The 20,274-nt window shown below is 61.1% G+C and carries 22 protein-coding genes; 14 read left to right on the top strand and 8 right to left on the bottom strand.

Going from position 1 to position 20,274, the window contains the following annotated elements:
• Positions 1-8: 8 nt before the first annotated feature.
• Positions 9-776 (top strand): glutamate 5-kinase, encoded by a 768-nt coding sequence (gene proB / locus VV088_RS17375; protein WP_334601938.1) that lies wholly within the window; start codon positions 9-11, stop codon positions 774-776.
• Positions 777-788: 12 nt separating this feature from the next.
• On the top strand, positions 789-1,613 hold the full coding sequence (locus VV088_RS17370) for a TIGR02452 family protein (RefSeq protein ID WP_334601936.1): 825 nt from the start codon (positions 789-791) through the stop codon (positions 1,611-1,613).
• On the opposite strand, the gene VV088_RS17365 is transcribed toward VV088_RS17370, so the two are convergent.
• A complete protein-coding gene (locus VV088_RS17365) occupies positions 1,610-2,488 on the bottom strand; it encodes a LysR family transcriptional regulator (RefSeq protein ID WP_334601935.1) in 879 nt (292 codons plus the stop codon). The genes VV088_RS17370 and VV088_RS17365 overlap by 4 nt on opposite strands.
• Positions 2,489-2,602: 114 nt before the next feature.
• On the opposite strand from VV088_RS17365, the gene VV088_RS17360 reads away from it, so the two are divergent.
• The 6 genes from VV088_RS17360 (at position 2,603) to pth (ending at position 7,645) form a co-directional block, all read left to right on the top strand.
• A complete protein-coding gene (locus tag VV088_RS17360) occupies positions 2,603-3,196 on the top strand; it encodes a LysE family transporter (RefSeq protein ID WP_334601934.1) in 594 nt (197 codons plus the stop codon).
• A 22-nt stretch (positions 3,197-3,218) separates the two neighbouring features.
• Positions 3,219-4,466 carry a glutamate-5-semialdehyde dehydrogenase gene (locus tag VV088_RS17355; RefSeq protein WP_334601933.1) on the top strand — a complete coding sequence of 416 codons (1,248 nt, stop codon included), beginning with the start codon at positions 3,219-3,221 and terminating at the stop codon, positions 4,464-4,466.
• Between the two features lie 107 nt (positions 4,467-4,573).
• A complete protein-coding gene (locus tag VV088_RS17350) occupies positions 4,574-5,086 on the top strand; it encodes an HD domain-containing protein (RefSeq protein WP_334601932.1) in 513 nt (170 codons plus the stop codon).
• Positions 5,087-5,263: 177 nt separating this feature from the next.
• Complete coding sequence (locus VV088_RS17345; RefSeq protein ID WP_334601931.1) at positions 5,264-5,941, top strand: DapH/DapD/GlmU-related protein; 678 nt, start codon at positions 5,264-5,266, stop codon at positions 5,939-5,941.
• A 77-nt stretch (positions 5,942-6,018) separates the two neighbouring features.
• Entirely contained in the window at positions 6,019-7,002 is a 984-nt protein-coding gene (locus VV088_RS17340) for a ribose-phosphate diphosphokinase (RefSeq protein ID WP_334601930.1), read from the top strand.
• Between the two features lie 49 nt (positions 7,003-7,051).
• Positions 7,052-7,645: an aminoacyl-tRNA hydrolase gene (gene pth / locus VV088_RS17335; RefSeq protein WP_334601929.1), complete on the top strand. Its 594-nt coding sequence runs from the start codon at positions 7,052-7,054 to the stop codon at positions 7,643-7,645.
• A gap of 340 nt (positions 7,646-7,985) precedes the next feature.
• On the opposite strand, the gene VV088_RS17330 is transcribed toward pth, so the two are convergent.
• Positions 7,986-8,126 carry a hypothetical protein gene (locus VV088_RS17330; protein WP_334601928.1) on the bottom strand — a complete coding sequence of 47 codons (141 nt, stop codon included), beginning with the start codon at positions 8,124-8,126 and terminating at the stop codon, positions 7,986-7,988.
• A 124-nt stretch (positions 8,127-8,250) separates the two neighbouring features.
• On the opposite strand from VV088_RS17330, the gene VV088_RS17325 reads away from it, so the two are divergent.
• Positions 8,251-8,421 (top strand): ribbon-helix-helix domain-containing protein, encoded by a 171-nt coding sequence (locus VV088_RS17325; RefSeq protein WP_334601927.1) that lies wholly within the window; start codon positions 8,251-8,253, stop codon positions 8,419-8,421.
• Positions 8,422-8,435: 14 nt separating this feature from the next.
• Here VV088_RS17325 and murE read toward each other — a convergent pair whose 3' ends face one another.
• From murE to VV088_RS17295, 6 genes are read right to left on the bottom strand one after another with little or no spacing between them, the layout of a single operon-like run.
• On the bottom strand, positions 8,436-10,391 hold the full coding sequence (murE, locus tag VV088_RS17320; protein WP_334601926.1) for a UDP-N-acetylmuramyl-tripeptide synthetase: 1,956 nt from the start codon (positions 10,389-10,391) through the stop codon (positions 8,436-8,438).
• Positions 10,392-10,420: 29 nt separating this feature from the next.
• Entirely contained in the window at positions 10,421-11,017 is a 597-nt protein-coding gene (locus tag VV088_RS17315) for a DUF1294 domain-containing protein (RefSeq protein ID WP_334601925.1), read from the bottom strand.
• Positions 11,018-11,074: 57 nt separating this feature from the next.
• Positions 11,075-11,707 (bottom strand): EcsC family protein, encoded by a 633-nt coding sequence (locus VV088_RS17310; RefSeq protein ID WP_334601924.1) that lies wholly within the window; start codon positions 11,705-11,707, stop codon positions 11,075-11,077.
• Positions 11,708-11,730: 23 nt separating this feature from the next.
• Positions 11,731-12,450, bottom strand: coding sequence for an aspartate/glutamate racemase family protein (locus VV088_RS17305; protein WP_334601923.1), 720 nt, complete (start codon positions 12,448-12,450; stop codon positions 11,731-11,733).
• 4 nt (positions 12,451-12,454) lie between these two features.
• Positions 12,455-13,672, bottom strand: a complete 1,218-nt coding sequence (locus VV088_RS17300) for a carboxylate--amine ligase (RefSeq protein ID WP_334601922.1) — start codon at positions 13,670-13,672, stop codon at positions 12,455-12,457.
• Between the two features lie 24 nt (positions 13,673-13,696).
• Positions 13,697-14,764 (bottom strand): alanine racemase, encoded by a 1,068-nt coding sequence (locus tag VV088_RS17295; RefSeq protein ID WP_334601921.1) that lies wholly within the window; start codon positions 14,762-14,764, stop codon positions 13,697-13,699.
• Positions 14,765-14,983: 219 nt separating this feature from the next.
• Here VV088_RS17295 and VV088_RS17290 point away from each other — a divergent pair, with 219 nt between their 5' ends.
• From VV088_RS17290 to VV088_RS17270, 5 genes are read left to right on the top strand one after another with little or no spacing between them, the layout of a single operon-like run.
• Positions 14,984-15,376, top strand: a complete 393-nt coding sequence (locus VV088_RS17290) for a zinc ribbon domain-containing protein (RefSeq protein ID WP_334601920.1) — start codon at positions 14,984-14,986, stop codon at positions 15,374-15,376.
• 11 nt (positions 15,377-15,387) lie between these two features.
• The gene (locus VV088_RS17285; RefSeq protein WP_334601919.1) at positions 15,388-16,212 is read left to right on the top strand and encodes a purine-nucleoside phosphorylase; all 825 of its coding nucleotides are present in this window, start codon (positions 15,388-15,390) and stop codon (positions 16,210-16,212) included.
• 21 nt (positions 16,213-16,233) lie between these two features.
• Positions 16,234-17,544, top strand: coding sequence for an amidohydrolase family protein (locus VV088_RS17280; RefSeq protein WP_334601918.1), 1,311 nt, complete (start codon positions 16,234-16,236; stop codon positions 17,542-17,544).
• Positions 17,545-18,225 carry a hypothetical protein gene (locus VV088_RS17275; protein WP_334601917.1) on the top strand — a complete coding sequence of 227 codons (681 nt, stop codon included), beginning with the start codon at positions 17,545-17,547 and terminating at the stop codon, positions 18,223-18,225. It begins immediately after the preceding gene.
• 27 nt (positions 18,226-18,252) lie between these two features.
• Complete coding sequence (locus VV088_RS17270; RefSeq protein ID WP_334601916.1) at positions 18,253-20,196, top strand: putative polysaccharide biosynthesis protein; 1,944 nt, start codon at positions 18,253-18,255, stop codon at positions 20,194-20,196.
• The last annotated feature ends 78 nt before the right edge of the window (positions 20,197-20,274 follow it).

Genomic DNA, 20,274 nt, shown 5'->3' with positions numbered 1-20,274 from the left:
TGAAAAAGATGCGTATTGTAGTAAAAGTAGGCACCTCCACCCTGGCTCACGCCACCGGACGGCTGAACATCCGCCACGTGGAGGAGCTGGTGAAGGTGCTGTCCGATTTGAAAAACGCGGGGCATGAGATGATCCTGGTGTCCTCCGGGGCCATCGGCATGGGGGTGGGCAAGCTGAACCTGCCCGGCAAGCCCTCCGACATGCCCACCAAGCAGGCGGCGGCGGCGGTGGGCCAGTGCGAGCTGATGTACACCTATGACAAGCTCTTTTCCCAGTACAACCACACGGTGGCCCAGATCCTGCTGACCAGCGAGGACGTGGACAACGACGGCCGCCGGCAGAATTTTGAAAACACCATGGCCCGGCTGCTGGAGCTGGGAGCCCTGCCCATTATCAACGAGAACGACACGGTAGCCACCGCCGAGATCAAGGTGGGGGACAACGACACCCTGGGCGGCATCGTGGCCTGCTCGGTGGGGGCGGACCTGCTGGTCCTCCTCAGCGACATCGAGGGCCTGTACACCGCCGACCCCCGGAAGGACCCGACCGCCCAACTCATCCCCACAGTGGAGGCGGTCACCCCGGAGATTGAGGCCCTGGCGGGGGGCAAGGGCAGCGACCTGGCCACCGGCGGCATGGAGACCAAGCTGCGGGCGGCCAAGATGGTCACCGCCCGGGGCTGCGATATGGTGATCACCAACGGCGAACACCCCGAGCGGCTCTACGACATCGCCGAGGGAAAAGCAGTGGGCACCCGATTTTTGGGCGCAAAATAGGGAGGATATGCCATGAACCGGACACAATTACAGGTCCTGGCCCAGGAGACGCTGGAAATCAGCCGGGCGGGGCGCTATTCGGTAAACGGTCAGGTCATCCTGTATGACGCCTGCCGGCCTGCTGAGCTGTGGACCGCCGGGGCGCTGGATAAGCTGGTGGAGGAGACGGTCCTTCCAGCGGAGGGCTCCTCCGCCGCCCTGGAGGTCCGGGGCGAGGGGACGGTAGACGCTGTTTTCCGGCTGGCTGATGGGGAGACCCTCTGCCCTAAGATCGGGGTGTTGAATTTCGCCTCCGCCAAAAATCCTGGGGGCGGGTTCCTCAACGGCTCGGTAGCCCAGGAGGAGTGCCTGGCCTTATGCTCCAACCTGTACCAGACCCAGACCACCGGCCAGGGGCCCCGATACTACGAGATCAACCGGGCCAACCGGGACCCGGTGTACACCGACACCATGCTCATTGGCGACGTCACCTTCTTCCGCACCAGTGATTACGCCCTGACGGAGCACAGCATCACCTGCCCGGTGATTACCGCCCCCGCCGTCAACATGGGGATTGTTCTGCGCAACGGGGACAGCGCGGACCGGGCCAAGGCGGTCATGAAGGGCCGGATGCGGAAGGTTCTGGCCCTGTTCGCCAGATGGGGCTGCACCGAACTGGTTTTGGGGGCCTACGGCTGCGGCGTGTTCCGCAACGACCCGGAGGATGTGGCCCGCTTCTGGCAGGAGCTGCTTCTGGAGGAGGGCTGGGGCCGTCTCTTTGAGGCGGTGACCTTCTCCATCCTGGAGCGCCCCGGCCGGGACGGCAACATCGCCCCCTTCCGCCGCCGGTTCAGTTAATTCAAGGTTTCCCGCAGAAGCCGCATAAACAGCTCCATAGCTGGCGTGACCCAGCGGTTTTTGTGCCGGGCGCACAGGGTCGGGAACCGGACGCCGGAGATGGGGGCAATCAGCTCTACCAGCCTCCCGTCTGCCAGCTCCCCCTGGGCGGCGAACCGGGGCAGATAGGTAAAACCCAGGTTGGACATGACGCACCGCTTGATGGTCTCGATGCTCCACAGCTCCAGGGTTGCGTCCAGGGTGATGTTCCGCTCCCGGAGGTATTCCTCCAGACGGCGGCGGAAGATGCTGTCCGGCTCGTCGGTGACCAGGGACACCGGCTTGCGCTGGTTGTGGGTTACAAAATCCGGATGACAGAACTCCGAAGAGGCCAATAAGATCACCTCGTACTCCCCCATGGGCTCCACCTCCAGCACGTCCCGGCTCCAGTCCATGTCGTAGCCGACCCCCAGGTCACAGGCCCCGGAGCGGACATTTTCCGCGATGTCCAGGCAATTGCGGCTGCGGATAATGAGCCGCACCTGGGGAGCCAGCTTCCGGAACTTCTGGATCACCGGCTGGGTCTTGTAGCACAGCAGGGTCTCCGCCATGTCGATCCGCAGCGTGCCGGAGAGGGCGCTGTCCTTCTGCCCCACCGCGGCCAGCCGGCCGGCGGCCAGAAGCAGATCCCTGGTTTGTTCCAGGGCCTTCTCCCCCACCTGGGTCAGTACCATCCGCCGGCCCACCCGCTCAAAAAGAGGAACGCCCAACTCCTCCTCCAGCTGCTGGATTTGAACCGTAATGGTAGACTGGGTGTAGCCCAGATATTCTGCCGCCTTTTGGTAGCTGCCCTGGTCCACCACCGCCTGAAAGGTGCGGAGATTTTTCAGTTCCATAGCGCTTCCTCCGAAGTATTGATAATATCAATACTATACTTCAAAAACATTTGCTTTTCAAATGTTATTTTTTCTGGTAGGATAGAGCCATCCAAGGAAAGGATGGTGGCGGTCATGCCAGCTTCATTGATTCCCAGCTTTTTGATTTACTGCTTTGTGGGGGGCATCACCCCCGGACCCGCCAACCTCTGTTCCCTCAGCGCCGCCCTGCGGTACGGACGGGACCCCGCTCTGCGGCAGTGGCGGGGGTTATTCTGCGGCTTCTTTCTGGACAGCATGGGGGCGGTGGCCCTCACCTGGCTGCTGGGAGCGGCGCTGAGCGAGTATGTGGGAATGCTCGTTTGGGTGGGGGCGGCCTATCTGCTGTGGATGGCCTGGCATATGCTCCGTTCCAGCGGCGCGGACCCGGACCATGACCCGGCGGCCCCCTCCTTCCGTATGGGGCTGCTGGTTAATCTGACCAACGTGAAGGTAATCATCTTCTGTATCACCGCCCTGGCTGGATATGTGCTGCCCTACAATGGCTCCCTCTGGGCGCTGCTGCCGGTGGGACTGTTTCTCCCCTTCACCGGTCCGGCGTGCAACCTGGTGTGGCTCTTTGCCGGAGTCTCTCTGCAAAGGCTGTTTGCCAATTACCGGAAGACGGTGGATCTTGTAATGGCCCTCTCCCTGGCCCTGTGCGCGGTCAGCATGGTGTGGCCCCATTAAACGAAACTGAGGTGTAATCAATATGACGACACAGGAACTGCTACAGAACGCAAAGGCCGCCAAGGGAAGGATGGCCCTGGCGGATACCAGGACGAAAAACCAGGCCCTGCTGGCCATGGCGGACGCCCTGGAGGCCCACAGCGCAGACATCCTTGCGGCCAATGCCCTGGACCTGGAGGCGGCCAAGGGGACCGTCTCCGAGGTGATGCTGGACCGGCTGGCCCTTGACGGAGGCCGGATCGCCGGGATGGCCCAGGGAATCCGGGAGGCAGCGGAGCTGCCCGACCCGGTGGGGGCGGTGCTCCGCCGGGTGGAGCGGCCCAACGGGCTGGTCATTGAGAAGACCGCCGTGCCTATGGGGGTGATCGCCATCATCTACGAGAGCCGCCCCAACGTCACCTCCGACGCCGCCGCCCTGGCCCTGAAGGCGGGCTCCGCCTGCGTCCTGCGGGGCGGCAAGGAGGCTCACCGCTCCGCCGCCGCCATTGTGGCCGCGTTGAAGGAGGGTCTGTCCGCCGCCGGACTGCCCCATGACGCGCTCCAGCTGGTGGAGGATACCACTCGGGCCTCGGCAAATGAGCTGATGCAGGCCAGAGGGCTGGTGGACCTGCTCATCCCCCGGGGCGGAGCGGGACTGATCCGGGCCTGCGTGGACAACGCCGCCGTCCCCGTGCTGGAGACGGGGACCGGTATCTGCCACATCTACGTGGACAGGGACGCGGATCAGGGTATGGCCCTGGACATCATCGAAAACGCCAAATGCTCCCGGCCCAGCGTGTGCAACGCCGCCGAGGTCTGCCTGGTCCACCGGGACGTGGCCGGGGAGTTTTTACCCAAGCTGAAGGACCGGCTGGAGCACAACCGCTTTGGCCACCCGGTGGAGCTGCGGCTGGACCCGGAAGCGGCCAAAATCATCGACGGCACCCCCGCCGGGCCCCTTGACTTTGACACCGAATTTCTGGATTACATTATGGCCGTTAAGGTGGTGGACTGTCTGGAGGAGGCCGTCGCCCACATCGCCGCCCACTCCACCGGCCACTCGGAGGCCATCGTCACCGGCGAGGAGCAGGCGGCCCATGCCTTCCTGAACCAGGTGGACAGCGCGGCGGTATACTGGAACGCCTCCACCCGCTTCACCGACGGCGGGGAGTTCGGCCTGGGCTGCGAGATGGGGATTTCCACCCAAAAGTTGCACGCAAGGGGGCCTTTGGGCCTGGGAGAGCTTTGTTCCTTCAAATTTGTGATAAAAGGAGCGGGGCAGACCCGGTAAAATTGTAAAAAATTCTCAGATGACAACGGTGCGAAGATAGTGTATGATGGGGTCAGAATCAACTGCGCAGGGAACACCCTGCGATTACGACGAAAGGACTGATTCCAATGAGCCGTTTAAGCCGTAAGCTGCGGGAACGGGAGTTTGTGGAGCTGACCAGGGAACTGCTGGACTCCGAGCCGGTGCGGATGATGGGCCGGTGGAAGCACCACGGCCCGGTGACCACCCTGGACCACTCCCTGTTTGTGGCCTTCTCCACCTACCGTGTGGCCCGGATGCTTCACCTGGATGTGCGGTCCGCCGTCCGGGGGGCGCTGCTCCACGACCTGTACCTGTACGACTCCCGCGACAAGACCGCCCACCCCGGCAACCAGTGCTTTGACCACCCCCGGTTTGCCGCCCGGAACGCCGCTGCCCTCACCCCCCTCACCCCCAAGGAGCGGAACATCATCCTCTCCCACATGTGGCCCCTGGGGGGCGCCCTGCCCCGCTCCCTTGAGGCTTGGATGGTGGACCTGGTGGACACCATCTGCGCCGGGCTGGAGATGTCCCGGGTCTGCCGGCCGTCCCGCCTGCGGGAGCGGCTTGGGGTGCGGCCGATGGCTCCGGTCTGTCAATAAAAGACATGTTGCCGCCCTCTCTGAGACCAGGAGGGCGGTTTTTGTCGGCTTTTGAATGGATTTGATGAAAAAGCCGCATTTTAGGTCCCTCGAAAAAAATTTTCTAATGGTAGAAAAATGGAAAATTGTATGGTATAATGACCATGCCATAACAGAGCCTGATTCAGGAGGAATTCAATGAACGACTATTCAGCCCCGCTGCAGGCCAAGCGGGAACAGCTGCTGGCAGACGGGGTGGTTATGATGGACCCCGCCGCCGTGTACGTGGAGGACAGCGTCACAGTGGGCGCGGGTACGATCCTGCTCCCCGGCACCATCCTCCGGGGGACGACCACCATCGGAGCCAACTGCACCATCGGCCCCCAGGTGATGATCACCAGCTGCACGGTGGAGGAGGGCTGCACCATCAACGCCTCCCAGTGCGAGGAGAGCACCATCCGCCGGGACTGCCAGATCGGCCCCTACGCCCACCTCCGGCCCCACTGCGTGGTGGGAGAGGGGTCCAAGATCGGGGCCTTTGTCCAGCTGAAAAACTGCAATCTGGGCAGGGGGACCAAGATGGCTCACCTGACCTACGTAGGGGACAGCGACGTGGGGGACGACTGCAACTTCGGCTGCGGCACCGTTACCTGCAACTACGACGGCTTCCAGAAGCACCGCACCACCATCGGCAGCCATGTCTTTGTGGGGTGCAACACCAATTTTGTCGCCCCGGTGGCGGTGGCGGACGGGACCTTTATCGCCGCCGGGACCACGGTGACCCAGGACGTTCCGGAGGACGCCATGGTCATCGGCCGGACCCGCCAGCAGGTGAAGGAGGGCTGGGCAGAGCGGAACCGGCAAAAAAAATCGTGAGGGAGCGGCCTCACACGTAAGGGATACGAGAGAAGAAACGGCTGTGAGCCGATATGAAAAATGGGAGGATATCATACATGATCGCACATGGCAAGGACATCAAAGTCATCACGGGCAACTCCAACCCCGCGCTGGCCAGGGACATCTGCAAGGAGCTGGGCATCCCCCTGGGGAACTCAGAGGTGGGCGCATTCTCCGACGGGGAGAACTTTGTCTCTATCTATGAGACGGTCCGCGGCTCAGACGTCTTCGTGGTCCAGTCCACCTGCGCGTTTGTCAAGGATGGCAAGACCAGTACCGTCAACGACTCGCTGATGGAGCTGCTGATCATCATTGACGCGCTGAAGCGGGCCTCCGCCGGCCGGATCACCGCGGTGATCCCCTACTTCGGCTACGCCCGCCAGGACCGGAAAACCAAGCCCCGCGATCCCATCTCCGCCAAGCTGGTGGCCAACCTGATCACCACCGCCGGCGCCGACCGGGTGCTGACCATGGACCTCCACGCCAACCAGATCCAGGGCTTTTTTGACATTCCGGTGGATAATATGCTGGGCTCCCCCCTCTTTGTGGACTACTTCAACCGAAAGTTCAAGGACAACCGGGACGACACCATGGTGGTCTCCCCCGACGTGGGCTCGGTGGCCCGGGCCCGGGCCTTCGCCCAGAAGCTGAATATGCCTCTGGCCATCGTGGACAAGCGGCGGCAGAAGGCCAACTCCTCCGAGGTGATGAACATCATCGGTGATGTGCGGGACAAGCGGGTCATCCTCCTGGACGACATGGTGGACACCGGCGGCTCCCTGTGCCACGCGGCCAAGGCTCTGGTGGAGCTGGGCGGCGCCAAGGACGTCACCGCCTGCGCCACCCACGGCGTGCTGTCCGGCCCCGCCATCCAGCGCATTCAGGACAGTGTGCTGGACGAGGTGGTCTTCCTGAACACCATCCCCGCCAAGCCCGACGTGCACTGCGACAAGATCCGCTACATCTCGGTGGCCCACCTCTTTGCCGAGGCCATCAGCCACATCTACATGGAGACCTCCGTGTCTCCCCTGTTCCTGTAAACCATGCGGGGCGGGCGGATGCCCGCCCCGTTTTCATGAGGTGACGACCATGTTTTTCAAACAAGACGCCGGAGGGGTGAGCTGGCTGCTGGTCTGTCTGGGCAATCCGGGGGACAAGTACGAAAATACCCGGCACAATGTGGGCTTTATGGTGGCCGACGAGGTGGCCGAGCGGCAGAGCAAGCCCATCCAGCGGCTGAAATTCAAGGCGCTGACCAATGTGCTGTCCATTTCCGGGGAAAAGGTGCTGGTGATGAAGCCCATCACCTATATGAACCTGTCCGGCGAGGCGGTGCGTCAGGCGGCGGATTTTTACAAGATCCCCCCTGACCATGTGCTGGTGGTGTCCGACGACACCGCCCTGCCCGTGGGACGGCTGCGTATCCGGACAAAGGGCTCCGCCGGAGGGCACAACGGACTGAAAAACATCATCCAGCACCTAGGTACCGACCAGTTCCCCCGGCTGCGGGTGGGGGTGGGCGAAAAGCCCCACCCCGGCTATGATCTGGCTGACTGGGTGCTGGGCAAGTTCGTGGGCGAGGACAAAAAAGCTATTGACGGGGCCGTCAAACGGGCCGCCGACGCCATCGAGTGCATCCTGGCCGAGGGCATCGACCGGGGGATGGGGAAGTTTAACGGATAAATACAAGTGCGGCGGGGTCTCCCCCGCCGCTTGCATATACGGTCGAATTTTGATATAATCACCGTGCTGCCCTACATTACCCAATCTGTGGCAACAGAAAGGGGGTGGAAACAGTGAATGTTTTGATAGACTTTTTGGTGTCGGTTATGGCAAACGTAGTTGGCTATTGCGTTTGCAAATGGCTTGACCGTCACGACAAGGGCAGATAAGCCTGGAAGGACCCCGCGGAGAGTGGCCTCTCTCTGCGGGGTCCTTCTTTGCTGTGGAAACAGTACGTTTTGATAGACTTACTGGCTAGGTTGATTATACCACAGCTGCCCCGGTATATGCAAGGGTGAAATTATTTTTTCTCTGTGTGTTCCCGCAGAAGCAGCCGGATATAGCTGGGAACAGACCTGGAGTCCTCTGTTGCCAGCTGTTTCAGCGTGTCATAGAGTTCCTGCGACATTCCAACGGTTACCTTTTTGTCCGCCTTTTTCATATTATCACCCCACCTACAGTATACCAAGTGGTAACTACCTAGTCAATAGGTGGTGAGCAATTGACGAAAAGAAATTTTAATGGTAACTTAATAGTCACCATATAGTGCATAGGAGACGGGCAGGATGGCAGATACAAAGCTTGTAAATCGAACCAAATTGATTTCTTCTCTGGCTAACGAATTAGTCGGGCCGTTCAATGAACTGTCAAAGAAAACAAGGGTTCCCAAATCGAGGCTGTTAGATGAAGCGGTAGAGGACCTTCTGAAAAAGTACGAGAAGAGGATGGCTGAGTGAGCCATCCTCTTTTGTTATGGTGTTATCATTATCCCCGGCGTATGCTGGTCCAGCATATACAGCAGCAGGGCGTGCTCGGCGGTGCTGTCCAGGAGGGCGGCCTCCTCCGTGCCGGCGCGGAGGGCGGTCAGGCAGTGCTCCAACATGGGGGTCAGCTCCTGGGGGACCGCCCCGGCGGACAGCAGCTCCTCCACCCGCCTGGTATCCATGCGGCCCCCAAGACGGCTGCCCTCCCCCATTGGGGCGAGATACACCACATAATCTGCATCTGCGGGGAAATCGCCGCCCGGCTGAACCAGGGATACCTCCATCCCCACCGTCCGCAGGGCGCTGGCGTCCTGGCGCAGGTCCTCCCCGGGGGAGGCGCTCCAGACTGCTGCCTTCCTTCCCCGGTGCTTTTCCAGGGCGGGCAGCAGGGCCAGCAGGCTCCGCACCTTTTCCAGGCCGTCCAGCTGACGGGCCGCGTCGTACTCCCGGAGGAAGGCGTGGACATAGTCCACATCGGTGGGCACCTCCACATACTCCCGTCCCCGCTTCTGCCGGGTCTCCTGACCCTTTCCGGTGATCAGCAGGATGGAGGGCTCCTTGCAGCTCAGAATTGCCTGCCGGATGGCCTCCCCCCGGTTGGGCTGGATGATATACGCGCAGCCCTGCTCCGCCACGTGTCCGGCGATCTCCTGGCAGATGGACAGGGTGTCCTCCTCCCCGCTGTCCTCCTCGGTGAGGACCACCAGGTCGGAGTATTTCCCGGAAATTTCTCCCAGGTCCCGCCGCCGGTCCAGAGCCTTCAGGCCAGGGCAGCCGAAGACCGTCACGATCCGCCGTCCGGGGTACTCCGCCTGGACGGAGCGGAACAGGGTCTCGAAGCTCATGCGGTTGTGGGCGTAGTCCACAATGGCAGTGACCGTCTCGCCGGCGTTGGAGTAGACCTCCATCCGCCCCGGCACACGGGCCCGTTCCAGCCCGGCGTAGATGTGCCGCTGGGGGACCCCCAGCGCCTCGCACACGGTGATGGCGGCCAGGGCGTTTTCCACGTTGAACAGCCCCGGCATGGTGAGGCGGAACTCCCGCTCATACCGCCGGGTGCGCACCTGGAACAGGATGTCGCCCCCCCGCTTGCGCACCTGGGAGGCGAAGACATCCGCCTCCTTGTCCCGCTGGGAGAAGGTGTAGACCGGCCGGCCCGCCTCCAAAGCGGCGGCAAAGATGCGGTCCGCGTGGCCGCAGTCCAGGTTGACACAGTTGACCGCCCCCTGCCGGAAGATCCGCAGCTTGGAGGAGAAGTAGTCCTCAAAGTCGGAGTGCTCGATCGGGGAAATATGGTCGTAGCCGATGTTGAGAAAGCATGCGGCGGCAAAGTCGGTGCACAGGGAGCGGTGGTACTTCAGCGCCTGACTGGACACCTCCATGGTCAGGTATTCCAGCCCGGACTGGACCGCGTGGTGGAAGTGGCGCTGCAGGTCCAAAGCGTCGGGGGTGGTGATGTGGGACTCGAAGCGGTCTACCCCGTCGTAGGTGTCGATGGAGGAGATGATGCCGCTCTCCGGCTTGTCCTGCTCCGCCAGACAGGAGTCCAGGATATACTTCAGGTAGTAGGCTGTGGAGGATTTCCCCTTGGTCCCCGTCAGGCCGATGACCTTCAGCTTCCCGGAGGGGTGGTCATAAAAGCGGTCAGCCAGGGGGGCGATGGTGCTCCGCATGCCGCTGACCAGGAGGCAGGGCAGGGGCGATTCCGGATACGGTTTTTCGCTCACATAGGCGATGGCCCCCTTCTCCTGGGCCATTTGGAGAAATTCCGCCTTGAAGTGGGCCCCCTTGCAGAGGAACAGCGTACCGGGGACCACCTCCCGGGAGTCGTAGGACACCAGCTCCACGGCGGCGGACCGGTCCAAGGAATCGGGGACCGGCGCGGCCAGCAGGGAGCGCTCCTCCAACAGGGCGATATAGTCGTTAAGGGTGTGTTTCTCCATAGAGATTACCTCGTTTTATTGCTATTAAATCATAATTGTTTGGCATTCATTAGATAGAAGATTACAACAATTTGCATAACGATGATTAACGGAACTCCAACAGCAAAATAGTCTTGCTTTGTTTTATGCCTAAAAAAATACATAGCTAATAATGCACCTATTGAGCCACCCGCAAATGCTAATCCGAGTAGAGTAACAATTCTAATCCTAGATCTGTGTGTTACGGCATTTATTTTATCAATACCAAATGCTATCAGAGTAGCAAAGTTTATAATGAGCAGATATACGATGAGGATTTTATATTTGTCGAAAAAATTCCAAAAAGCGAAGGTTATATTTTCCTTAATATTTCCTTTCATTACTAAAACAACCACAATTTGAATAGCGAGTATGCAAAATACAAAAACTCGTGACATCATGTTTCCTTTTACTGCTTTTCGGTCAAAGGCCATAATTGAGAGGACGATGCCTAATGTACCGCCTAGTAGAGAGACAATAGTTAATATAGTATCTATTTGTTGATCCTCAGTATGAGAATAAAGCCAAGTATTGAATGTGAACAATATAAATCCGACAATATTGATTATAATCAGGTAATAATCAAAATAACCTAAAGCTAAACCCATTATAATCGCCCCCAAGAGTAATGAATTTCAAATGAGGTATACCTATAAACTTAAGAATTATCCTCGATAATATGTTATTGCAACTTTTCCTACGATACGTGCCGAAGTCCAATCGAAGAAGAATCCAATTGGGGCACCAATTAGAGGAACCATTTTGATAAAACTGAGCAAAGATTTTTCACCTGCCTTAGTAATAATTTTTTGACCAACAACTTTCCAAATTTTCACCATCATATCTCGTGTTATGTACTTTTCAACCGCTTTTTTAGTCATGCTTTTTGAAACTTCAATGCTGACTCTCTTTAAGGCCTCTTTTGCAGAGTCGCCTGCAAGAATTAAAAATAGGTCAGTTTTTAAGTCAGTAGTATCAGTAGTATGACCATAAACATAAGCGATAGAAAAGGCCATTGATACCTGAATTCGCCAAGAGGAAGCTACATCAGCAAGAGTAGCGGGTATTAATGTGGTAAATCCGCCTAGACCGGTAGCGGCACCTACAAGGCCATTTTTAATTGCTTTACGAGATGTTATTTTTTTTGCTAATCTATCACAACTAATACCAGGATTCTGTTTACGTAACTTATCTACGTAGTTTTCAATAGAAGTGAAATCCGTAGATATTACATGATCTATAACCTGCTCCAAAACATTTTGACGTTCTTCTTGTGATGGTAAAGTTTTTTTGCTCACGATTATACTCCTGACTATTGTTTTTATTTGATAAAAATATGCCGCAGAGGCTTGTGACATGCCTCCACCGCCCGCTGGGCCAGCACGGCCATGGCGTCGGTGTAAAAGGGGGGCAGGTGGTGCTTGTCCGCAAAAACGGACAGCTCGGTGCAGGCCAGCACGCCGCAGTCGCAGCCCTGGGAGAGCAGGTCCTCGTGGATGGCGGCGAATTTCTGGGGGTCGCCGTCCCGACCGGCCTTCACGTCGTCGTAGATCAGGGACATAACCAGCTTCTGGGCCTCCGGCGAGGGGATCACAGCCTGGATTCCGGCGGCGGAACATTCCCTCTGGTACAGCCCGGTCCGGATGGTGCCGTCGGTGGCCAGGATGCCGGGGCGCTTCAGTCCCTGGGCGGCCAGCAGCCGGGCGGTCTCCCGGATCATGTGGAGGATGGGGATGCCGATATACTCCTGCACCCGGTCCAGGAAGAAGTGGGAGGTGTTGCAGGGCACGGCGATGCAGGTACACCCCGCCTGCTCCAGCAGCTTGGCGTCTGCCAGCAGCCGCTGAAAGACCGCGTCCTGGGCCTTTCCTCCGCTTAAAATAGCGGCGGTGCGGTCAGGCATATCACTGTCCGACAGAATCAGGGCGTTGACGTGCTCCTGGTCAGACCGGGCGGCGGTGCGGTCAATGACAAATTGGTAGAAGGTGTTGGTGGCCTGGGGGCCCATGCCGCCAAGAACACCGAGACGGTATTGCTTCATGGGGTCACTCCTCGGTGGGTACTTTGTTGTACTGGTCGAACCGCTTGATATTGCCCAGGTGGTTTTTGCACACCCGCAGGCGGCGCTTGAGGGAGGCGTCCCTGGCGTAGACCAGGGAGTGGGAATCCGCCCCGGCCTTCATCAGGGCGCGCATCTCCTCATGATACTGTTTGGGGGTGAACTTGAAGGCCACGCTCTTGGGCACCATCCGCCACAGAGAGCGGTTTTTGGTCATCTGGAAGGGCAGGTCCTTCCCCTCCACCCGGTCCTCCACCACCATTCTGGCGATGTTGTGCCCCGCGCCGGTGACATAGTAGTTGCTCCGCCCCTGGCGGCAGTTGATCTCAAAGGCTTTGTATTTGCCGTCCCGCCGGTCATACTTGATGTCGAAGTTGGAGAAGCCCACAAAGTGCAGCGATTCCAGCAGGTCTTTGATCTTCAGCTCCAGCTCCCCGACGCACTCGGTGAGAATGACGGCGTGGTTGCCGATGCCGTGGGGGGAGTGCTCCTCCAGCAGGACGTGGCCCAGGCACATGGTGGTCACCCGGGCGTTCCGGTCGGAGTAGCTGGTGAGTACCCGCATATAGCTGTCGTCCCCGGGGATGAACTCCTGGAGCACCATGTGGTCCGAGTAGCCGGCGGCGTAGACGTGGTCCAGGCTGGCCAGCAGCTCCTCCCAGCTCTGGCAGATGTATACCTTGGCCAGGGAGTGGTCGCCGCAGGCCCAGTAGGCCACGCTGTCGGCGGGCTTGGCGATATAGGGCGGCCCCCAGGGCAGGGTAAAGCGGTGGCCCATGGACTTGTCGTAAATGAAGGTGGCCGGGTGGTCGATGCCGTGCTGGTCGCACAGCTGGTAGAATTTCTCCTTGTTGATGAGGGTATCCAGAAGCGCCCCGCCGATGTAGGGGGCGATGACGTTTTCCGGCAGAGAATCCCTGCAATGGGCGGCCAGCTGGACATAGCTGTCCCCGCAGCCCAGGAGGATCACCTTTTTGCCGGAAAACTCCTCCGCCGCGGCCTGGACGTTGCGCCGGAAGGCGGCCTCGTCCTCGTTGTCCGGGCACACCCGGTAGTCGAGGATGGCGCTGCCGTGGCAGGGGAAGGAGGGGTACTTGCCAAAGGCCACGGAGCGCACCCCGTAGGCCTCGTGGAAGGCTCGGGCCACGCTGTATACGTTGATGTCGCCGCCGAAGAGCAGCGGCTGGAAGGGCAGGTCAGACATAGTGGAAACCTCGCTTTATCAAGATCATCGGAACTCCCGGACGAAGCCCCGGGCAAAGATGGGGTCGATATCAAAGACGGCCAGATCACCAGCGGAGCACTTCACGTTGGTGACGTTGAGCAGCGTCTCGGTGGCGCCGATGGGGCCCACCGTCCGGACCCGCTGGTCCCCCACCCGGACGGTGCGCTTTTGGGCCTGCCTCCACTGCCGCCACAGGGCCCGGAGGCCGATCTCCCGGGGCCGGACAAGCCCCAGGCCGTTCTGGTAGCCCACCGGGAGCACCGCCACCCGTGTGGGCCTTTTCAGGCGGACAGGCTTGTCCGTCCCCACCGAGTGGCCCTTGGGCAGCCAGCGGACCTCGGCCAGGGGGACCTCCCCATAGCCCACGGTTTTCAGCCGGTCGTCCCGGGTGCGGCGGCAGCGGCCCAGTATGGCCGACCCGGCCCGCACGCCGTCCAGCCGGGCGCTGTCGTTGTGGAGCAGGGCGAAGGAGCCGGCAGCATGGACGGTGCCCGTCTCGAACCCGGCGGAGTGGATGGTGTCCAGCACTTGGCGGAACTGCTCCAGCTGGTGGGCGCACTCCGGGTCGCCCACCTTCATGGCGTGGAGCTGGGTGTAGATGCCCTCCAGGGCCACATTGGGCAGGGAGCGGTAGGCCAGCAGGATCTTTTCCGGCTCGCTGACCAGAAAGCCGCCGAAGCCCATGCCGGTGTCCACCTGGATGTGGGCGCAGGCCACGGTGGCCCGGTTTTCCGCCAGGGCGTTGAGGGCAAGCCCTGTGTCCACCGAGGAGATGGTGCACACCACGTTCAGGTCCACCAGCTGCTCCAGCTCCTCCCGGTCGGTGGTGGAGCGGAGCATGAGGATCTCCTCGTCGGTCAACCCGGCTTCCCGCAGCTTTTTGGCCTCCTGCACCTCGTAGACGGCAAAGCGGCCAATGCCCTCCGCCCGGAGGAGCTTGGCCATGGAGACGATGCCCGCTCCGCCGCCGTCGCCGGTGAGGACCCCGTAAATGACGGCGCCGGCGGCCCGCTCCTTGATGACGGACAGATTGTGCTTGACGGCGGCGCGCTCAATGACCAGCTTGCGCATAAGGATAGCTCCTTTCTGTCTCTCTGGGAGTACCTGGCTTGTCTGCCCGGTCAGGGGCAGCATGGAATGGATTCTTATTATTTTACCACTCCTTGGGGAAAATAGCAATGGAAACTCAGCCGGGAAAACGGCCGGTTACTTGTGTGCTTGCCGGTTGCAATCCGGGAATAATTGGTGTAAAATACAGGTACTATATTTTTAGATTGGAGGAGTATGATCATGGACGACAAGGTAAAGGCTCTGTTGGAGCGGGTAAGAGGAACGGCCAGCTTTGCGGCGGATGCCGCGGCGGACGGCGCCCGGGCGGCAGGCAAGCGGGCGGGCCAGATGGTGGACGTGGCCAAGCTGAACGTCCAGCTCTTCGACCTGAACGGGGAGTACAACGATATCCTGCGCCAGCTGGGCCAGGTGATGTATGACACCCACAAGGGCGAGGTGCCCGAAAACGATCAGGTCAGCGAGCTGCTGGCCCGGGCCGACGAGAAGGCGCTGAAAATCGCCGAGCTGAAGGGCCGCATCTCCGACCTGAAGCAGGCCCAGGTCTGCCCCGACTGCGGCGCGCCCTGCGGCAAGGGGGACAAATTCTGCCGCCAGTGCGGCAGAACCCTGTAAGGAGGCTGCGTATGGATTACACCATGGAGCAATACCGGGCCAGCGCCCGGGCCATTCAAGACCGGCTTGGGGACTTTGTCCCCAGGGCGGCCATGGTGCTGGGCTCCGGGCTGGGCTACCTGGGGGACGAGGTGGAGAACGCCATCGCCATCGACTATAAGGACATCCCCCACTTCAAGGCGTCCACCGCCCCTGGCCACAAGGGCCGTCTGGTCTTCGGGATGCTGGAGGGCCAGCGGGTGGCCGTGATGCAGGGCCGGATGCACCACTACGAGGGCTACTCCTACGAGGAGGTGTCCTACGCCGTGCGGGTGCTGCGCCTGCTGGGGTGCGATACCCTCATCGTCACCAACGCCGCCGGGTGCGTCAACACCGATTGGAAGGCCGGCGACCTGATGCTGATCACCGACCAGATCAAGATGTTCTCCGAATCTCCCCTTCGAGGGGAGAACCTGCCCGAGTTCGGCGTCCGCTTCCCGGACGCCTCCCGCCTGTACACCCCCCGCCTCCAGGAGCTGGCCCGCCAGACCGCCAGGGAGCGGCACATCCCCCTGCGGGAGGGGGTCTACTTCTACTGCTACGGCCCCCAGTACGAGACGCCGGCGGAGATCCGGGCCGTCCGCCTGCTGGGGGGCGATGCGGTGGGCATGTCCACCGCCCCCGAGGTCATCGCGGCCGCCCACTGCGGCATGGAGGTGCTGGGCCTGACCCTGCTGTCCAACATGGCCGCTGGAATCTTGGACCAGCCTCTGTCCGAGCAGGAGGTGCTGGATGCCGCCGCCGCCGCCCGGGAGAAATTCTCCGGCCTGGTGCGGGCCTGCCTGAATAAGATGTAACTGCTGGGAGGAAACCTGAACATGGCAATTCTGTTTCAAAACGTCACCGCCGTCACTATGGACCCGGCCCGGCCAGAGCTGAAAAACGCCTTTGTGGCGGTGGAGGGGACCAAGATCGCCTCGGTTGGGACGGACCGCCCCAACCGGGAGTTTGAGCGGGTCGTCGACTGCACCGGCAAGGTGCTGATGCCCGGCTTTGTCAACGCCCACACCCACGTGCCTATGGCCCTGCTGCGGGGCTACGGCGGGGGCTGTGACCTCCAGCACTGGCTCAACGACTACATCTTCCCCGCCGAGGCCAAGCTGGACGAGCGGTGCGTCGCCGCCGGGGCGGCCCTGGGCCTGGCCGAGATGATTGCCTCGGGCACCACCTGCATTGCCGACATGTACATGAAGACGGAGACCATCGCCCAAACGGTGCTGGAGGCGGGAATTTCCGCCAATCTGGCCTGCGGAGCGGTGTACTTCGGAGATCCAGCGGATTTTTCCCCGGAACAATGCAGCGACTGCGCCAACCACATCCGCCTCTATGAGAACTGGCACAACGCTGGGGAGGGACAGATCAAGGTGGACGCCTCTATCCATGCGGAGTACACCTCCTGCGCTCCGGCGTGGAAGTGGGTGGCGGACTTTGCCCAGAAGCACGGCCTGCGGATGCACGTCCATGTGTCTGAGACGAACCGGGAGCACTGGGAGTGCTGCCAGCGCTATGAGAAGACGCCTGCCGCCATCCTGGACCAGTACGGCGTGTGGGCCAACGGAGGCATTGCCGCCCATTGTGTCTACCTGTCCGGCGGGGACGCAGAGCTGCTGGCCAAACGAGGGGTCACCGCCGTCCACAACCCGGTGTCCAACCTGAAGCTGATGTCCGGGGTGGCCCCCCTGTTCTTCCTGCGGGATCAGGGGATGAACGTCGCCCTGGGCACCGACGGGGTGGCCTCCAACAACAGCCACAACATGTTCGAGGAGATGAAGGTGGCCGCCCTGACCCAGAACTGGAACTTTGGGGAGGAGCACGGCCAGCTTCAAGCTGCGGACATTGTGGCTATGGCCACCGTCAACGGGGCCAGGGCCCTGGGCCGGGACACCGGCGTCATCGCCCCGGGCAAGACCGCCGACCTGATCCTGGTGGACTTCACCATGGAAAATCTCTTCCCCTGCCACGATGTGATGGAGAACCTGGTCTATTCCGCCGCCCCCTCCAACGTGGTGATGAATATGGCTCGTGGAAAAATCATATATGAGAATGGACAGTTCCTCACTCTGGACCTGGAAAAGATCAGGGCCGAGGTGAAGGATTACGCCCTGCCCCATATCTTCGGAGGGAAGTAAATGCCCGCCTATTTTGAGATGTCCCTCCAATTTCTGAGGAAGGACCTCGGTCCGGACTTCATCGCAAACTTCGATGCCCATCTGGAGCGGTCCGGCCTGCGGTTTTCTTCCGGCTGCTGGGAGGACGCGGGGCTGTCTCAGGCGGAGATCGCCGCCTGGAACCAGAAGAAGCTGGACAGCGATTTTGTTTTGGGCTATACCACCCACTGTTCCAATGACTACAAGCAAACCTTGTACAGCTTCGGGGGCTATGAGGAGGTCCGGGGATACTGGATGAACCAGTATCCGGCGGAGGGCGCTTTCACCTATCTGATCATCATCCCGGAGAGCGAGGTGCTGGAGGAGGGGATTTCAATCTTCCGGCCCCAGGCGGCGGCGGAGCTGACAGAGCTGGCCAAAGGGCTGTGGCAGTTCCCGCTGGTCCGCGCGATCCAGACCGGGCTGGAGATGGCGGACCCTCCCCTCAGCCTGGCCGAGCTGCGCCGGGGACTGCCCCCCGATCTGAGTCCCCTGGCCGTTGTGGAGCGGGACTGCCACCCCTGCGACGACGGGAGCCAGGTCATAGAGCTGACCCAGGGCCGGCCGGGGCTGCTTTTGCTGGATAACGAGGAGCTGTCCGGTCCGGTGATCGAGGCGCCCTTTGGCGGGCCGCTTCGGCTGGAGGAGCGGGGTGGACGATAGCGGATTTCAATTGTTAGGAGGCGGCCTATGGCCAGATATGACGCGCCCTCCCGCGGGAGCGGAAAACAGAATACCTTCTTCGGCGGGGCGGCAATCCTGGCGGTGGGCATCCTGGCGGTGAAGCTGATCGGGATGTTTTACAAGATTCCTCTGGTCAACATCATTGGCGCCCAGGGGAACACCGACTTCACCAACGCCTATAACATCTACGCCGTGCTGCTCACCATCTCCACCGCCGGGCTGCCGGTGGCGGTGTCCAAGCTGGTGAGCGAGGCCAGCGCCCAAAACCGCCCCGGCCAGATGCGCCGCACCTTCCAGCTGGCCCTGGGGATGTTCCTGATCCTGGGAGTGGTCTCCTTCCTGGTGATGTACTTCAAGGCCGATCTGCTGGCCGAGATGATGCACGACACCAAGGCTGCCGCCGGCATCCGGGCCCTGTCCCCAGCGGTGGTGTGCGTGGGCTGTCTGGCTGCCCTGCGGGGCTACACCCAGGGGCACCTGAACATGACGCCCACCTCGGTGTCGCAAATCATTGAGGCGTTGTGCAAGCTGGCCATCGGCCTGTCTCTGGCTTGGTGGCTGGTGAAGAACGGCCAGGCGCCTGAGACCGCCGCCGCCGGGGCCATCACCGGCGTGACGGTGGGCACCATGGTAGCCCTGGTCTATATGGTGCTGGATTACACCTTCAAGGGGGAGCACAGCGCTCCGGTCCGGGACGAGCCGGATGCCCCCGGCGACATCATCCGGGACATTTTGCGCATTGCCATCCCCATCACCCTCAGCTCCTCCATGGTGGGCATCGTAACGGTGATCGACTCCTCCCTGGTCCAGGGCCAGCTTCAGCGGGTGCTGCTGGAGAACCAGGACTGCTGGGAGCTGTACTCCGGCTTCGCCTTTGTGGATTTTGCCCCTCTGGAGGAGGCCATCGCCAACTGGAAGGCCCTCCTCCCCACCGGGACGGCGGCGGTCATGTCCACCCTGTCCGGGCAGGTGGACCTGGCGCAGAAGGCTCTGGCCTCCGGCGCGGCCCCTGGCGGACTGGAGAACGCGGCCCTGGAGGTCCACGCCCTGCTGGAGTCCATGAGCCGCTCCCTCTACGGCAACTACGGGGGCGCGCTGAACATCTACAACCTGCCCACCTCCCTGATGGCGGCCATTACAGCCTCGGTCATCCCCGCCGTTTCGGGGGCGCTGGCGCGGCGGGACCGCCGGGGGGCCAGCCAGGTGTCCAGCTCCGCCCTGCGGATCACCGCTCTGCTCTCCTTCCCTATGGGGGTGGGGCTGTTCGTCATGGGCAAGCCCATCATGCAGCTGCTCTACCCCGCCCTGGAGAAGGACCTGGCCGGGCCGCTGCTGTCCACCCTGGGGCTGGCCACCGTCTTTGTGTGCATGATGCTGGTGTGCAACTCCGTTTTGCAGGCGCACAGCTTTGTCAACCTCCCCATCCTGGTTATGGTAGTGGGGGGCGGACTGAAGATTTTTACCAACTACCATGTGGTGGCCATGCCCAAGGTGGGCATTTACGGCGCTCCGGCGGGGAATATCCTCTGCTTTGGGCTGTGCCTGGCGCTGGACCTGTTCCTCATAGCCCGGGTGATCCCCCGGCGGCCCCGGTATCTGGAGATTTTTCTCAAGCCCTTCCTGGCCTCCGCCCTCATGGGGGGCGCGGCCTGGGCAGTGTACGGGCTGGGCTCCAAGCTGTTTTTCTCCCTGGGAGCGCAGAGCCTGAAGGAGGCGCTGGCCTCCGGTGTGGAGCCGGGCGGCCTCGGGGCGAGGCTGTGCGTACTGGACCAGGCCGCCGGCCTGGTGCTGGACCTGAGCCGCACCGGCAACGCGCTGCTGACCCTGGGGGCCATCGGCGTGGCGGTGGTGGTCTACGGCGTGCTGGTCGTTGCCCTGCGGGCCATCTCCCGGGACGACCTGTCCCTGATGCCCAAGGGGGATAAGATCGCCCGCCTGCTCCGGCTGTGACGGAAATATGCAGAAAGCAAAAATTGGACTGCAAAAATATGAAAGTTTTCCTGCGTACCTGGAAAATCAATAAAAAAG

The organism is Lawsonibacter sp. JLR.KK007, assembly GCF_036941135.1.
Classification (GTDB): Bacteria; Bacillota; Clostridia; order Oscillospirales; family Oscillospiraceae; genus Lawsonibacter.
The sequence above is the reverse complement of the archived record's forward strand: the minus strand, read 5'-3'. Positions and strand labels throughout refer to the sequence as shown.